The sequence below is a fragment of the Mycobacterium sp. genome (assembly GCF_040509115.1).
GTDB lineage: Bacteria > Actinomycetota > Actinomycetes > Mycobacteriales > Mycobacteriaceae > Mycobacterium.
Genome location: NZ_JBEVLO010000128.1, coordinates 1 through 15,230, shown reverse-complemented (window position 1 = coordinate 15,230; position 15,230 = coordinate 1). Strand labels below are relative to the sequence as shown.

At 68.2% G+C, this 15,230-nt stretch carries 12 protein-coding genes and 1 pseudogene; 5 read left to right on the top strand and 8 right to left on the bottom strand.

The genetic code is table 11. The annotated features are described in order from the left end of the window. A partial coding sequence (locus tag ABW137_RS09905; protein WP_526399353.1) for an alkaline phosphatase family protein occupies positions 1 to 1,552 on the top strand: 1,552 nt, incomplete at its 5' end. 21 nt (positions 1,553 to 1,573) lie between these two features. Here ABW137_RS09905 and ABW137_RS09900 read toward each other — a convergent pair. The 6 genes from ABW137_RS09900 to ABW137_RS09875 all read right to left on the bottom strand — a co-directional run bounded on the left by ABW137_RS09900 (position 1,574) and on the right by ABW137_RS09875 (position 10,092). Next, a complete protein-coding gene (locus ABW137_RS09900) occupies positions 1,574 to 2,263 on the bottom strand; it encodes a cutinase family protein (protein ID WP_526399351.1) in 690 nt (229 codons plus the stop codon). A 120-nt stretch (positions 2,264 to 2,383) separates the two neighbouring features. After that, complete coding sequence (locus ABW137_RS09895) at positions 2,384 to 5,755, bottom strand: ATP-binding protein (RefSeq protein ID WP_526399349.1); 3,372 nt, start codon at positions 5,753 to 5,755, stop codon at positions 2,384 to 2,386. Next, positions 5,748 to 6,500 carry a DUF4194 domain-containing protein gene (locus ABW137_RS09890; RefSeq protein WP_526399347.1) on the bottom strand — a complete coding sequence of 251 codons (753 nt, stop codon included), beginning with the start codon at positions 6,498 to 6,500 and terminating at the stop codon, positions 5,748 to 5,750. The genes ABW137_RS09895 and ABW137_RS09890 overlap by 8 nt, the downstream gene beginning before the upstream one ends. Next, the gene (locus tag ABW137_RS09885; RefSeq protein WP_526399355.1) at positions 6,497 to 7,972 is read right to left on the bottom strand and encodes a DUF3375 family protein; all 1,476 of its coding nucleotides are present in this window, start codon (positions 7,970 to 7,972) and stop codon (positions 6,497 to 6,499) included. Before ABW137_RS09885 ends, ABW137_RS09890 begins: the two co-directional genes overlap by 4 nt. 165 nt (positions 7,973 to 8,137) lie before the next feature. Continuing rightward, on the bottom strand, positions 8,138 to 8,797 hold the full coding sequence (locus tag ABW137_RS09880) for a response regulator transcription factor (RefSeq protein WP_526399345.1): 660 nt from the start codon (positions 8,795 to 8,797) through the stop codon (positions 8,138 to 8,140). Beyond that, on the bottom strand, positions 8,794 to 10,092 hold the full coding sequence (locus ABW137_RS09875) for a sensor histidine kinase (RefSeq protein ID WP_526399343.1): 1,299 nt from the start codon (positions 10,090 to 10,092) through the stop codon (positions 8,794 to 8,796). The genes ABW137_RS09880 and ABW137_RS09875 overlap by 4 nt, the downstream gene beginning before the upstream one ends. A 49-nt stretch (positions 10,093 to 10,141) precedes the next feature. On the opposite strand from ABW137_RS09875, the gene ABW137_RS09870 reads away from it, so the two are divergent. Genes ABW137_RS09870 through ABW137_RS09855 form a run of 4 tightly spaced genes read left to right on the top strand, consistent with a single transcriptional unit; the run spans position 10,142 to position 13,786 of the window. Continuing rightward, entirely contained in the window at positions 10,142 to 11,224 is a 1,083-nt protein-coding gene (locus ABW137_RS09870) for a hypothetical protein (RefSeq protein ID WP_526399341.1), read from the top strand. Next, entirely contained in the window at positions 11,221 to 12,135 is a 915-nt protein-coding gene (locus tag ABW137_RS09865) for a hypothetical protein (protein WP_526399339.1), read from the top strand. The genes ABW137_RS09870 and ABW137_RS09865 overlap by 4 nt, the downstream gene beginning before the upstream one ends. Next, entirely contained in the window at positions 12,132 to 12,530 is a 399-nt protein-coding gene (locus ABW137_RS09860; protein ID WP_526399337.1) for a hypothetical protein, read from the top strand. The genes ABW137_RS09865 and ABW137_RS09860 overlap by 4 nt, the downstream gene beginning before the upstream one ends. After that, the gene (locus ABW137_RS09855; protein WP_526399335.1) at positions 12,527 to 13,786 is read left to right on the top strand and encodes a hypothetical protein; all 1,260 of its coding nucleotides are present in this window, start codon (positions 12,527 to 12,529) and stop codon (positions 13,784 to 13,786) included. Before ABW137_RS09860 ends, ABW137_RS09855 begins: the two co-directional genes overlap by 4 nt. 15 nt (positions 13,787 to 13,801) lie before the next feature. Here ABW137_RS09855 and ABW137_RS09850 read toward each other — a convergent pair whose 3' ends face one another. After that, positions 13,802 to 14,605, bottom strand: a complete 804-nt coding sequence (locus ABW137_RS09850) for a glycoside hydrolase domain-containing protein (protein WP_526399333.1) — start codon at positions 14,603 to 14,605, stop codon at positions 13,802 to 13,804. Positions 14,606 to 14,685: 80 nt separating this feature from the next. After that, positions 14,686 to 15,230: pseudogene (locus tag ABW137_RS09845) on the bottom strand (hypothetical protein); the annotation flags it as partial.

The window sequence follows — 15,230 nt, the reverse complement described above, 5'->3', positions numbered from 1 at the left end:
GCGGCGGTCGTCGGCGCCCGCTGCGGCGGCGGGGGTGACCACCGTGGTGCCCACCCCCGTGGCCCCGACTCAGCCGAAGACGCTGATCGGTGTCGTCACGGAGTTCGTCGGATCGGTACTGCAGTCGCTGCTGAACCCCGGGTCGGGGTCGCCGATGCAGATCCCGATCCTGACGGCGGTGCTGTCGTTCGTGCGCACCGAGCTCGAGCGGTTCTTCTTCCCCCGCAACGCGAATGCGGCTCCGCAGCAGACCGTCACGCTCATCACGGATCCACCGTCGGCGGCAGTGGATCCCACTCAGCAGCACGTGCTGGTGATCGGTGTGGACGGAACGAACCTGAGCCGGATCCTCGCCGACGACTACAACCAGAACTTCCTCGAGTTGATCGGCACCAGCACGACCGCAGCGTCGAGCATCGTCGGGCACACCACGATCTCGAATCCGTCGTGGACGTCCATCCTGACCGGGTTCTGGGGCGAACGAACCGGCGTGATCAACAACGTCTTCACCCCGTGGACGTACGAGAAGTACACGACCGTGTTCAACCAGCTCGAGACCCTCAACCGCGACATCGACACGATGGCCGTCGCGGACTGGGACGTCATCAACGCGATCGCCGGCGCCGGATCGCTCTACGCCGACGACAACCGCTACGTCCCGCAACTCGACGGAGACACGAACTGGCTGGCGACCGACGATCGGGTCGCCGCCGTCACCATCGACGCGCTGGCGGGTGACGACGCGCCCAACTTCCTGTTCTCCTACTACGTCGGGGTCGACGAGAACGGCCACATGTATGGCGGTGACTCACTGGAGTACAAGCTGGCCATCCGGAACATGGACGACAATCTCGGGGACATTCTCGACGCGGTGGACGTGTGGGAGGCCGCGCACCCAGGTGAGGAGTGGACCATCATCGTGGTCACCGACCACGGTCATCAGCCGCAGCAGGGCTTCGGCCACGGTTTCCAATCACCCGACGAGACAGCAACGTTCGTGATCGCAGACGGGCCGGACTTCAAGGACGGTTACGTCAATTCGCGGTACCAGATCGTGGACGTCACGCCCACCGTGGTCAGCCTGTTCGGCGGCACCCCGGTGAGCGGTTCGGATGGAGTGCCGCTGACCACGCTCGCCGGCGGCGACGAGCATCCCGACGATCTGAAGAGTGCGCTGCAGGCCGAGATCGCCAAGAACAAGTCTCCCGACTTCCTCACCGATGCGGCGTTGACCCTGCGCACGATCTTCTCGACGGTGCCGTACTACGTGTACACGTTCGGCAACGACCTGACCGCAGGCCTGCCGAGCTTCCTCCAACTGCCCGTGAAACTGCTCTTCGACGGCCTGTACGTGGCCACCAACGTGCCCGCACAAATCGTCGCGTTCCTGACCGGTGTCTCCGGTGCCCGCATCTTCCCGCTGCTGCCACCGGCGCCACCCAACTTCCCGCCGTCGGAGGACGCGACGCTGCTGGAGTCACGCGTGCCGGTGTGCGGCCTCGGGTCCACGTCGGCCGCGGAACCCTCGTGCACCGCGGAAGTCCTTGTGTGACAAGACGTGCGGCGGTGAGCGTCAGAGACGGCTGGCGGCGAACTCCGCACCCTGCTGGATGAGCCCGGCCTGCACATAGGTGCTGTGGGCGGCGACGTCATCGCCTGGCGAGCAGACGGGATCGGCGCCATTGCAGAGATCGATGGCCTTGGCTCCGTAGAGCGGGCTGAGGCTGGTCAGCGGCTGACCCACCTTGGCCGACGGGTTGCCGAACACGGCGACCGCGGCGACGTGATCGGCGACCTCGGGCGGCAACGGGTTGGTGAAGCCGAGCGCGGGCGTCGCTGCCCACGTGATGGCGTCGATCACGGCCGCGCCCTGCGAATAACCACCCAACACGATCTTCGTCGTGGGGCAGTTGGCCACCGTGCCCTGAATGTGGGCGCTGGCATCGTTGGCGCCCACGGCGGCCTGCAGGAACTCGTCCGACGCCGGATAGTTGACGGCATAGACGCCGACGGAGCTGCCGACCAGATTCCTCAGCGCGCTGACGAAGGCCTCGCCCTCCCTGCCGAGGCCGGGGGGCTGACCGGTGCCGCGGGCCCACACGACCTCGATGGGCGAACAGGCCGCGGACGCGCTCGGCGCCCCGACCAACGCCAGGCCCGAAGCCACGGCGAACACCGCCATCGCGGGCAGAAAGGTCATTCGCCAGGCGGTGCCGATGGCCTTCACGAGGGTCGCATCATTGCGACGGTGCGTGCGCGTCATTGCCTCAGCGTGGGGTGCAGCGCCGTCGCGTGCAAGTCGAATCGGCTTTTCGCCAAGGATTCAGCTCAGCGTCACACCCGGGTGCAGGCACGGCGCAGGCGAAGAACCCGTACCCTCCCGTCACACCGTCGCAGGCACCCGCGCGTCCGCGGCGGACGCACGCATCTCCCGACGCAACGTGGTGAAGTCCGAGATCGTCTTGGACGCCACGGTCGCGACAGGCCGGGCGTTGCGACCGGTGGCCTCCTTCTTCGACACCATCACCACGCTGTCGATGTAGGGCTGGATGGTGGTGGCGTTCTGCACGGTGGCGACGATGACCAGCTGGAAGCCGAACTTACGGAACGCCTGCAGCGCCTGCTGGGCGAACTGTGGATCGGACTTCGAGAACGCCTCGTCGAGCATGAGCTGCGCGAAAACCGGCTTGTTGTCCGTGCTTTCGGGGCTCGCCAGGTTGAAGCTCAACGCGCCCGCCAGGCAGAACGCCATCAACTTCTCCTGCTCACCGCCGGAGTTGTCGCCTGCGTTGCTGTGCGTCCGGATCAGTTCTTCGCTCTGGGTGTCCCATTCGGCGCAGTCGAAGGTGAACCGGTTGCGCACGTCCAGTGCATCACGCGTCCAGGCCTTGTCCTCGGGGGCGGTCGACGCCAGCCGGTTGCGCAGCCGCAGGATGTCGGCGTACTGATCGAGGATCGCCTGCTTGTCGCCGAGGCCCACCTCGGCGATGCGCCGCGAGATGGCCCTGACGATCTCGGTGAGCTCGGCGACCGCGGTCAGGCTGCGGGGGGTGGCGCGCAGCGTCAACCGAGTGCCGCGATTGAACTCGACCGAACCAAGACCGGTGTTCACGCGTGCGATCTGATCGCTGATGCGCCTGGCCTCCTGCTCGGCCACCCGATGCAGCGTGAGGATGGCATCCGGCGCCTGCTCGGTGACCAGCCGCATCATCCGGTCGTAGGCCTCGGGGAGTTCCCGCTCGTCGATGTGCCTGCACAGCGCCACGTAGTCGTGGACGCGCTCATCGAACACGTCGCTGTCGTTCGGGATCGCATCGGGGAACGCGGTATCGAACGTGTTGAGGATGCGGGCGAGCTCGTCGTAGGAGCGCCGACGACTTTCGCGCAGTTGGTCGCGCTCCCGGCGGATCGCGTTGAACACCGCCTCCCGATGCGGCTCCGGGCTCAGCAGCTCGAGCGTCACCGGCACGTCGCCCGCATAGCGGTCCAGTAGTTCGGTGAGCGGCTCCGACACGAACGCGGGCGCCAGCCGCTCCTGCAACTCCAGCAGCCGGGTGCGTCGACTGTCCAGATCGTCGCGCCGGGTCTGGATTCCGCCGCGACGGGTCATCAGTGTCTGGATCTCGTCCCAGCACTGGTCGGCGCGTGCGTTGAGCGCCTCGATGTCGGGGTGGTCGGCGAGCAGTAGTTCGTACTGCTCGCGCAGGCGGTCGGCGTGCCCGTCGGCGGTCTCGGTGTCGATCTGGCTCCACTGCGGGAACTGCTCGCAGATCGCCTTGCACGCCGATGCCCGATCCCGCCACTGCTGGCGCTGGGCGGCGATGTCGTCGGCGGCACGCCTCGCCTGTTGATAGGCGTCTTCGGCGGCGGCGAGATCAACCGTCAGCGCGTCGATCTTGGCCGCGACGTCACCCTGAAAGATGTAGTCGGACTGCTTGAGTGGACGCCTGTCGTCCTTGATGGCGAGCCGGTCGGAGTCCTTGTACAGCCCCGAGTCGGTGACCGCACGCCGAAAGCGGGGGAACAGGTCGGGGGTGTCGACGCAGACGTGTTCGCCGGCCGCAGCGACCACGTCGGCCGCCTCGGCGGCGCAGACGTGCTTGGGATCGACGACGAAGAGCTTGCCCGCCAACGTGTTTGGCTGTGCTTCAGCGGCGGCCATGCCCAAGAACTTTGCGCGCACGTGGTGAAGCTGCAGTCGGCCGCCCATGTTGGTCTCGTTGACGAAGCGCAGCACCGCCGCGTAGTGGCTGTCGGGTACCAGCAGTCGCAGCCCGACACCGCGCAGCACCTTCTCCACCGCGACGCGCCACCGGCTCTGATCGGGGCGCAGATCCATCAGCTCGGCAATGTATGGCAGCTCGCTCGGATTGATTCCCACTGCGGCGCAGATGTTCTCGCGCATCATGATCGCGAACTCCGGCAACGCCGAGCCGACGTGCTCGACGCGCTTGAGTTCCTTGGCGGCCGCGTCCCGCGCCATCCGGGCAGCCTTCTGGGCGTACTCGGCGTCGGTGGACGCCTCACGGCCGCGGTCCAGTTTGGCCAGCAGCTCGGTGACCTGGTTGGTGAGTTCCTCGCGCAGATTCCAGAACTCGTCGGCGGTATCCGGGATGTCGAGGAGCTGCGCGCTGACCAGCGACTCGTAGGTCGCCCGACGGCGTGACACCTCGTCGGCCTGCGCCTCTGCGCCGGCCACCTGCGACTGGAGCGGCCCGATGCTGGCGCTGGATCCACTGATCTGCGCGTTGAGCGAATCGCCCTCGGCCTTGGCTAGATTCAGTTGCCGAGTGACGTCCTCGTACTCGTTGCCGAGCTGATCGATGGTGCCGTCCAGCGCGTCGATTTGAGGTGGGCACTGGGCCAGCCGGACGTGGTCGGTGTAGGCGCGCACCATCGGCTGATCCACCAGGTCGATGATGCCAAGGTCGGAGGACTCCGAGGCGTAGCGCTGCTGGATCTTCTCGATGTCGCCGAGGATCTTGCGCTTGCGCTGTGCCACGGCCAGCAGTTCGCGGGCGTCGACCAGCGGGTCGATCTGCTTGAGCGCCTCGGGCAGCCGAGTCAGGCTGCTTGGCTCGTCGAGCATGAACTCGCGGACGAACTGCTCAAGCCCGCCAACGCTTTTCAGCGACTTGGCCTTGCCGAGCAGCTGTTGGGCCGCGTCGGAGGCGCGGATGCCGATGGTGGCATAGAGCTGGGCGAGGTATTGCGACTCCACCTTGGTGGAGAAGCGCCAGTCGTCGGATTTGAACACGCCCGAGTCGAAGCGCCCCGATGCCCAGCGGTTGCAGACCTCTTCGATGTCGCGGTCGCCGTCGGCCAGCACGAACCTGCTGGACGAGTCCGACCGCGAGTCGCCAGTGAGCCACTTCAGCACCAGCCCGGTGACGGAGCGTCCCGTGTTGCTGCTATAGGTGACGGCAACCGCCGACCACGCCGTGCCGTCGCCGCGCAGGTACATCACCTTGCTGGCGCCGGCGTCGCTGCGTTGCCCCCACGCGCCGCGGACGTACTTGTCGACGGTGCGTCGTCCCGCGCTGGACCCGGCGGCCGAGTTGTCGCCGGACGCATTGAAGTTACGTCGGTTGAACGGCAGGAAGCCCAGTGAAATCGCGTCCAGCAGTGAGGATTTGCCACTGCCCGAGGCGCCAGCGATCAAGGCGCCGCCGCCGCTGAACGGGATGGTGTGGTAGCCGTCGAACACCCCCCAGTTGATGACTTGGAGTCGGGACAGGTGGAACTGTTCAGGCATCGAGCGCGCCCTCCTCGTCCTGGTCTTCGGCGGACTGCGGGATGCCACCGTTGAGCAGCAGCTCGAACTGCTGCTGCAGCTCGCTGATCACCGACGCCGTCATCACGGCGCTGATCACCGGGCTGACGGTGTAGCTGTCCTCGTCGTCGCGGGTCTTGCGCAGGATCTCCAGTGAGGCGAGCCGGGCGATCGCACCGTCGATCCTGGCCGTGAACGTGACGACGTCGCGGTCGACGTCGTTGAGAACCCCGGAGAACAGCCCATGCACCTCGTCGCGGCTGATGAGCACCGTCTGATCGCCGGAGGCACGCATCATCTGCGCCAAGTGCAGCGCCAGGATCGAGTCGTAGGTGCCCAGCGGCTCGCGGCGCAGAAGCTTTGCCCCCCTTGCCGATTCGTAGCGGGCCTGCTCGACGAAGGCGACCCCGTCACTTTCCAAGGGGCCGTCCACGATGCGCAGCAGCAGATCCAGTTCGGAGAGCCGCACCGACAGCTGACTGCGGTACTCCAGCACCCAGGTGTAGACGTCGCGGTCGGATTCGGCGCTGACGTAGCGGCGGGTCAGCAGCTGCTGCAGTGCCCAGCACGCCCGGTCGGGCAGCTCGCTGACGTCACCGTCGAACCGTGGCCTGCGCTGGTGCGGGACCCGCGCCGTCTGGTCGACCTGGGGCAGGGACGAGAAGTCGGTGTAGTCGACCGACTGCTCGGGCACATGCTCCTCCCGCAAGCGCTCGTCGGTACTCACGGGGCGGCCCCCACCACACTCGAGACCGGTTCGGTGAACATCAAGCGGGGAACCTCCATTTCCCGGTCGCGCCCGTCCAGTGACTGGAAGCGGACGGTGACCGACTCGGATGACCGAGCCTGGTGGTTGGGGTGGACGGTCTGCTTGAGCGCCCAGGACCACAGCACGATGACGTGGCCCAGGTAGGTGCCCTGCCCGTCGGAGGAGAGCATCTCCACCGCGTCGGGAAGCGACAACGGACCGTCGGCGATCGCCGAGTTGATCATCTCCGACATCGCGGGCGCGTCGACCTGGGTGCTCAACGCGGCGAAGCTGGACAGGTCGACCTCGCCGCCCGCGGCTTGCGCGGGTTTCGGATTGGACAGCTCGCCGATCCGGAAGCTCAGCGCCCCGACCGAGGTGAAGGCGTGCCGGGCCAGGGGCAGCTCGAGCTCGAGCCGCGAGTCGGTGAGGGACGACTTCAGCAGGGCGCGGGCCGCGCCGATGGCCTCGTTGAGCTGACGGGCCACGCCGCGGCTCTGTTCCAGCGTGCCGAACGCGGTGAACCTCTTGACCCGCTGCGCGCATCGCTGCTGGATGCGCTCGACCTCGTCGATCTGATGGCCGACCAACTCGAAGAATCCGGCCATCACCTTGCGCAGGGCCGGATCCAGCGCGGGCAGCGCCTCGGCGACCGCCGCCACGTCGGCCTCGAACTCGGCACGCTGATCGGGGTCGTTGATCATGCGCAGGAACGCCCGGTGCGAGTCACGACCCTGGGAATCCCAGGCGGCCTGGTAGTCGGCATACATCTGACGCTGCCGGTCGCGGTATTCGACGTTGCTGTCGATGGGTTCGTCGAGCGCGGCCGTGGCCTGTTCGATCATCGTCCCGTACTGGCCGATGTCGGTGATCAGCCGCTCCATCTGCAGGGCGATGGCCCGGGCCTCGTCGTACGCATCAGTGAGATCGGGTTCGGGGCGTGCCAGGCCCTCCGCGGCATCGAGGGCGTCCAGGTCGGCATGTAGCGCGGCGATCTCGGCCTCGATGCCGGAGCGGATGCGGTCCGGGTCGTTGCCCACTCGCAGCGCCACCTGCTTGAGCCGGGAGGCGATGCCGTTGATCGACCCGCCGGTCGCGATGGTGTCCTGGCGGCGCAGGCCGCGCAGGAAGTCCAGCGCCCGGCGTGCCTCCTGAGTCAGATAGCAGAGGTTGCGCTCGACGCCCGCACGCTGGTCCGCCACCCGATGCAACCACCCCTGGCTGGCCCACGCCTTGATCAGGGCGAGGCCGGACTGTTCGCCGCCGGGGCGCCCCAGCTCCTCGAGGTCGCGTTCGATGCGGACCACCAATTCGGTCTCGGGGACGACGCCGTCGCTGAGGTGGCGTTCCATCAGCGTGGCGGACACCCCCAGGTTCAGGGTGGCCAGCAGCCGGATGGTGGGGGAGCCCTGGATGTCGCGGTTGAGCTCGAGGAGCTCGGCCGCCGACATCGCTGCGGGGTCGTCCACCTGATCTCCTCCTCGGCCGTGTCAGTACGTCGGACGGTCCAAGATAGGCCACGGCGGAGACATCGGCGGGCGCGGCGGGCGGGCGGCGGAGGGTGTGTCGGAAACGTGCCGTCACAGTTGTCTCAGAGGTTGCATTCGCCCCACCGGTCACGTCACCAGGCCATGGCGGTGCGCGAAGACGACCGCGTGCACACGATCGCGGAGGCCGAGTTTGACCAGGATGCGAGAGACGTGCGTCTTGACCGTTTCGTCGCCGATGAAGAGCCGATGGGCGATCTCGGCGTTGCTCAGCCCGGCGGCCACCAGAGCAAAGACCTCGCGTTCGCGGGGCGTCAGCTCCGCCAGCAGCGCCGTCGACGCCGAACTCTCGGCGGGAGCAAGACTGGCGGCGAAGCGGGCCACCAGGCGACGGGTCACCGACGGATCGACGAGCGCGTCTCCGCGTGCGGCGATCCGGATCGCGGTGACGAGCTCCTCGGGTGGAAGGCTCTTGAGCAGGAAACCACTGGCCCCGGCTGCGAGCGCGCGGTAGACGTACTGATCGGTGTCGAACGTCGTCAGCACCAACACCCGCGTCCGATTCGCAGGCTCGGCGAGCGCCAGCTCCGTGGCGGCGATGCCGTCGAGCTTGGGCATCCGGACGTCCAGCACCGCGACGTCGGGTCGAAGGCGGGCGATCTCGCCGACCGCCGCGCGGCCGTCGGCGACGTCGGCGACGCAGGCGAAGTCGGGCTGCGTCTCGATGATGGCCCGCAGCCCCGAGCGGAACATCGCGTGGTCGTCGGCGATCACGATCCGGATGGTCACCGCGCGTCGCTCAGCGGGAACGTGGCGATGATCTCCCAGTGCCTGCCATTCGCGTCCGGACCGTACGCGACGGTCCCGCCGAACGCCGAGACCCGCTTGCGAATCCCCGCCAGCCCTCGGGAGGGTGGTCCGTCGGGAACCTGGCCGTCGCTCATCCCGTTCCGGGCGGTCACCGACACCGACGCGTCGTCGTAGTGCAGGGCGATCTCGACCATCGTGCCGTTGCCGTGGCGAGCGGCGTTGGTCAGCATCTCCTGTGCGATCCGGTACATCGCGATCTCGAGGGGTTCGGGAAGGGGGCGCACCTTGCCGTGGGTGCTCAGGCGGCTGGGCAGTCCGGTCCGACGGACGCCGTCGAGCAGGTCCTCGAGCTGATCGAGCCCGGGCTGGCTTCCCGCGGCGGGATCGCCGTGCAGCAGGTCCAGCAGCCTACGCAGATCCAGCATCGCTGCGCGGCTTGATGTTTCGACCGCACTCATCGAAGCGGCAACCGCTCCGGTGTCGCCGCCCGAGGTGAGTCGCAACCGGGCCGCGCCGGCATGCGCACCGACGGCGCTGACGTGATGCGAGATGACGTCGTGCAGATCGCGGGCGATCGTGCTGCGCTCCTCGGCGATCGCGTGCTCGAGCGCGGCCGCAGCGTCGCGGCGTTGCACCTCGGCGCGTTGTTCGAGCTCGGCGATGTAGCCGCGCCGTGCGGTCGTGTATCGCCCGACGAGCCAGGGCAGAAGCGCGTCCTTGACGACCGACACCAGCACCGGTTCGTGGCCCTGCGGATCGGAAATGAACTGTGCTGCTGCCGTTCCGATCATCAGCACCGCCAGCGCCGCCCACGCGGGCACGCCGCGCAACCAGGCCCCGGCGCGATAGCCCGCGATCAGCGCGCCTGCGCCGCTCAACCGGTCGGCCGAGCTCGCACCGAGCGTTAGGACCGCCGCCGCGATCTGAACGACGGCATGCGCCAAGGCAACCCAGCCGGACAACCGCGCGGGGAGCGCCAACGCGGCGTCGGCGACGATCAGCATCGCCAGCACCAACCAGTCCTGAGGCCGCAGCGCAGCGACTGGACCCGACAGTAGGAATGCCAGGGCGTCGGCGAGCAGACACACGCCTGCCACCAGCAGCGACTGTCGGGTCAACGACCTCGTCAGGTCACCGGCTCCAGTGCTCGCCGAGTCAACGGTGGCAGCAGGGATCACCCCGACGATGATCCGGTGCCGCCGCGCCGGTGTCGACCCCCGTCCCCCGTACGGGGGATCCGGGTCCCCGTCGGCGGTGACGCCATCTGCCTCCAACGCTCCTAACGTTCACGCCACGATCACCGATCCGAACGGAGCCACCCTCGTGTCCAGTCCGACTCACGCCGCCGCCGCACCGGATGGAGCGACCCGCGCCTCGTCGTTTCGTCTCCGCGAACGGTGGATGCTCGTTGGCTCGTCGTTGTGGCTGGTGACCGGCCTGCAACTCGATTCCTACGCCCACGCCACCATCCCGGACCTCGAGACGTTCTGGACGCCATGGCATGGCGTGCTCTACTCGGGCATCGCTGCGTGCGGCTTCGTCCTACTCTGGCTTCTGCGTCCCCGGCTGCCAGCCGTCATCACCTACCGCAATCTGCTGACGCACACCCCACCCGCACTGCGACTACCGGTCGTCGGGATGGGCATGCTGCTGGTCGGCGGTGGCATCGACACGTTGTGGCACAACTTGTTCGGTATCGAGAAGGGCCTGGAAATCTTCACCAGCCCCAGCCACTACCTGATCATCGGCGGCATGGTGCTGGTGGCCGCGGGACCCGCGCTCATGCTGGCCGCCGCGCCGGTACGGACGCTGAGAGGCAACGATGCCGTGCTGGTCACCGTCTCCGCTCTGCTCGCCGTGATTCCCCTACACATCTACACGCAGCACGCGTCCTCGCTGTCCCACCCGAGGCTCGGCACCGGTGACAACCCGATGCGGACGTTCTCGCTGGACGGTCAGATGCTCCACGGCTACTTCGGCAGCACGGTTCTGCTGCTGCTGCCAATTCTCCTCATCGGGCGGCGCTGGCCGCTTCCCGTCGGGATGCCGACGATCCTCGTCGCGCTTCCCGCGCTGCTGCTGTCGGTGATGTTCAGCGACCCCGGCGAGGGATGGTTGCCCATCACCGTCGCGCTGGCCGCCGCCGTGGTCGAACTGCTGGCCCGGGCGTCGCTCCGGTGGACGCGGACCCTGCGCTCCGACACCCAATGGCTACTTCTCGGATTCTTCAGCCCAGTTGTGCTGTGGGGCAGTGTCTTCGGCGTCGGACGGGTGATCGTTGGGGTGGGTTGGGGTCTGCACACGATGAGTGGCGTGTTGACGTTCGCCGCGCTGTCCGGGCTCGGCACCGCCTACGTACTGCGCCGAATTCAGCCGGCGTCCGAAGAGCTGCCCACCGCGTCGTGAGCGCCCGTCGTCGCGCGACGAGTGCCGCGGCACTGACCTTGGCCATGATGCTGACGTCGATGCCCTCCGCCTCTGCCCACGCCGGTGGCCTCAGTCCGACCGGTGTGCGCAGCGTCGTGCTGGCCGTGTCGCCGTCGGTGCCCGGGTTGACGGTCACCGCCATCGAGGACGGCGCGCGCCTGCTCGTCCGCAACGACACCGCGGTCCCGATCGAATTCCCCGCCGGCGATGGGCAATCCGACGGCACGGCGGTGAGGGCGGGGGAGTCCCGGGTGTGGATCGACCGGCGGGCGACGTCCCTGGGTCGTGACCTCGGGTCGGAAACGACGGTCCCGTGGGTGATTCCGATGGTGGTGGGCACTCAGGTCGCAACGGTCACCGGAGAGTTCGTCGCCGAGGCGCCCCCTGCTTCGATCGGGTGGTGGGCTGCGACGGTCGCGATCGGCGTCGCGGTGGTCGGCTTGGCTCGGCGCGCCCGGCGGCCGAACGTGGTGCTGGCAGCGGCGGGCCTGGTCACCGTCGTCGCATCGGTCGTCCACGTCGTCGGCGCGACACTCGCCGTGGAGTCCGCACCGCCGTGGCGGACGTTCCTCGACGCGGTGGGCATCGGGCTGCTCGTATGGCCGCTGGTCGTCGCGGCCGCCGCAGCCGCCATGCGCGACAAGGCCGCGGGAGTGCTGGGGGTGTGCACGGGCGCCGGTTTGAGTGTCGTCTTCGTCCTGCCCGACGTCACCGAATTCCACTACGGTGTCGTGCCGTTCGCCGGTCCAGTGGAGCTCTCCAGGATCCTCGTCGCGCTGGTGCTCGGCGTGGGCAGCGGGACCGCAATCGCAGGGGCAGGGGCGTTGCGTGCACTCGCCACCCGTCAGCAGACCCATCGCGCAGAACCCGGTTGGGAGATCCCGTCATGAGCAGAGTCCACGGGTTCGTCCTCATTGCCGCGGCCGCTGCGGCGCTCATCGGTTGCAGTCCGCCGGTGCCCGAACCGGTCGATTCGGCTGCGGCGCAGACCTCTTCGACGGCAACTCGACCCGCACTCGACCCCGCGCCCGTCGTGGTCGACGTGCGGCTGGACGACGGCAGGATCGAGCCGTTTCCCCGCCGGCTTGACGTCGCCATGGGCACTCGCGTGATCCTGCGGGTCGCATCGGACACGGCGACCGAGGTCCACGTCCACGGTTATGACCTGAGCTGCGATGTCACCCCGGGAGTTATGGCGCAGATCGAGTTCGTCGCCGACCGCACCGGCGTGTTCGAGGTCGAGGCGCACCCCGACACCCTGCTGTTCCAGCTCGCCGTCCGGTGAGCCAAACCGAGTCCGTCCTCGCGCACGGGATCGGGGACTCGCAGGATCTGCCGTTGCCGTTCGATCTGGTGCTTCAAGCGGGTGCAGTGGCAGTCGTCCTGTCCTTCCTCGCCGTCTCGACGCTGTGGCGGGTGCCGCGAGAACCGGCGGTGCGGCGGCTTCCCGAGAGGTGGGACCGGCTCCTGCGCGCGCGGTGGTGGCGAAACCCATTGCGTGTCATCGTCCTTGCGCTGGCGAGCTACTTCGTCGGCGACGCCCTGTTCGGCTCGGTGGACTTCAACCCGGCCGCGCACGCACTCTTCGTGTGGCTGTGGGTTGGCCTGGTTCCCGTGAGCATTCTGTTCGGGCCGGTGTGGCGTGCACTCAACCCGCTGCGCACCCTGCATGCCATCGCGTGCAGGGTGTTTCGACTACCCCCGACCGGCATCAGGCCCGGCGACGAGGGGGGCGGTCGGTGGCCCGCAGCCATCGCGCTGCTGGCGTTCGTCTGGTTCGAGCTGATCGCACCGGACCGCACCGAGCCCCGCGTCGTCGGAGCTTGGCTGAGCGCCTATGCCGCCGTCCAACTGGGCTTCGCCGTGGTCCGCGGCGACGCCTGGTTCGCGCGCGGCGACGGGTTCGAGGTGTACTCCGAACTTGCGGGGCGCCTCAGCATCCTTGGCACCGACGGCGACGGGCGATTCGTCCTACGATCTCCGCTCGCGGGCCTCACCGACGTCACACCGGAACGGGGCACCATGGCGTTCGTCGCGGTCTGGTGGGGTTCCACCATCTTCGACAGCGCTTCCGGCTCGCCGTGGTGGGTGGGTACCGTCCAGTCCACCGGGATGCCCGTTCTCGTCGCCACGGCGGGACTTCTGGTCGTGTGCCCATTGGTGTTGGCCAGCCTGAGTTGGACCGCGCGCAGCGTGGACATCGCATTGGCGCTGGTTCCGATTGCCGTCGGATACACGTTGGCGCACTATGCGTCGCTGCTGATCGTCGAGGGCCCGCGCGGGCTGGTCCTGCTAGTGCGGCAGTGGGGTTCGGTGGGCTCGATCGACCTGAACGTCACGCCGAACCCGACGGCCGTCGCCGTCTTTCAGATCGCCTGCATCCTCGTCGGCCACCTGCTGGCCGTGCTGGTGGCGCACGATCGTGCGCTGCGGGCCAACCCCGGCAAGCCGCTGGCCGTCGTCGTCGCCGACGAGCTGCCGAGTGTGCTGCTCATGGTCGCTTACACGTGGGCCGGGCTATTCCTGCTCTTCGCGGCGTGACCGGCGCCCGTCGTGTCAGCGGTCGAGGTCCCACTGACCGAAGTCGGTGGCGAGGACGTCGTCGGCATCCACGTGGACGCCGCCTATCACGACGGCAGGGTCCGACGCGGTGAAGACCGCCGATTGGTAGAGCACGGCCGCGGGTTCGCGCTCGCCGCGTGACCATGCCCGCGTCTGCCACGCCCAGCGGAATCCCGGCGAACTCGACTCGCCGACGACGCCGTCACCGACCGCCCATGCGCACGCGCGGGAGTGCCCGTAGATGCCGGTCCGTGCGATACCGATCACCGAATTGATTCCGCGAAACCATTCGACCGCAACGGATGTCCACGTGTCCCTGTCGATGTCCTCGTCGACGCTGAAGAAGATCGGCGCCAAATCCGGGCCGCCTGCCGCCGTGTGCAAGCCGAGAGCCGTTCGGGCGTCGGCGACTCCGCCGTCGTACCCGCGCGTGTAATCCGACGGCGTCGGCCATCCGGGCTTGCCGTACTGGTAGTTGCTGACGACGTGAAGTCCGTTGGACCGCAAGGCATCCGCATAGCCGCGGGTAACCGGCTTGAAGTCGAAGTTCGCGCCGGGCCGTGATTCGGACACGTAGACGACCGCTCCGGCGAAACCCGCCGCGGCGATCTGATCGGGCGGCACCAGGCGTTCCGCGAAGTCGACCAGTTGTGCGTTGGCCGCCGAAGCGCGGGGTCCAACGAACGTCGCACCCAACGAACCGAGACCGGCAAGTGCCGGAACGACGTACGTGAGCAGCCTGCGTCGTGATGGGACGAGGTGCCCGCGGCCTGTGCCCCGCGCCGGAGTGTCCGCCATCGGGTGATCGTACGTACAACCGACGATGCGGTCCCGCCTGCATCAACGCAGGCGGAACCGCATCGCTGCGACCCCTCGGGCTAGGCCCCGGTATCGGTGTCCTTGGTGGACGGCTCGCCGCCGGACTCGTCGTCGCGCTTGGGCGCGGCAGTCACCGACTCGGGCTTCTTCGGCTCGACGGCCTCGGCCTGCTTCTGCGCCGATGCATCACCCTTGTTCTCGGTGTCGTTCTTCTCGGTGTCCTTGCTCTCGGTGTCGTCGGTGTCCTTGTTCTCGGTGTCGTCGGCGGGCGTCTCCGCCTCATCGTCGGTGTCCGGTTCCTTGACCGCCGGTTCCGTGGTCCCGGGGTCGGTGGTGACGGGCTCCGTGGTGATGGGCTCGGTGGTGATGGGCTCGGTGGTGATGGGCTCGGTGGTGATGGGCTCGGTGGTGACGGGCTCCGTGGTGACGGGGTCGTCCTGCTCGGTGGTCACGCTCGGCTCGGTGGTCACGCTCAGCTCGGTGGCCACGCTTGGCTCGGTGGCCACCCCCTCCTCGCCCTCCTGCGTCAGCGCGTTCCCGTCCTCCTCGGAAAGCGTGCCTGCCAAGGGATCGTCACCCTCAGCAGCCTCGGCGCTGAACCCCA

Excerpts from the sequence above, each read along its gene's own strand:
- ABW137_RS09900 (WP_526399351.1), bottom strand. The coding sequence starts at position 2,263 with ATGACGCGCACGCACCGTCGCAATGATGCGACCCTCGTGAAGGCCATC.
- ABW137_RS09895 (WP_526399349.1), bottom strand. The coding sequence starts at position 5,755 with ATGCCTGAACAGTTCCACCTGTCCCGACTCCAAGTCATCAACTGGGGG.
- ABW137_RS09885 (WP_526399355.1), bottom strand. The coding sequence starts at position 7,972 with ATGTCGGCGGCCGAGCTCCTCGAGCTCAACCGCGACATCCAGGGCTCC.
- ABW137_RS09860 (WP_526399337.1), top strand. The coding sequence starts at position 12,132 with ATGAGCAGAGTCCACGGGTTCGTCCTCATTGCCGCGGCCGCTGCGGCG.
- ABW137_RS09850 (WP_526399333.1), bottom strand. The coding sequence starts at position 14,605 with ATGGCGGACACTCCGGCGCGGGGCACAGGCCGCGGGCACCTCGTCCCA.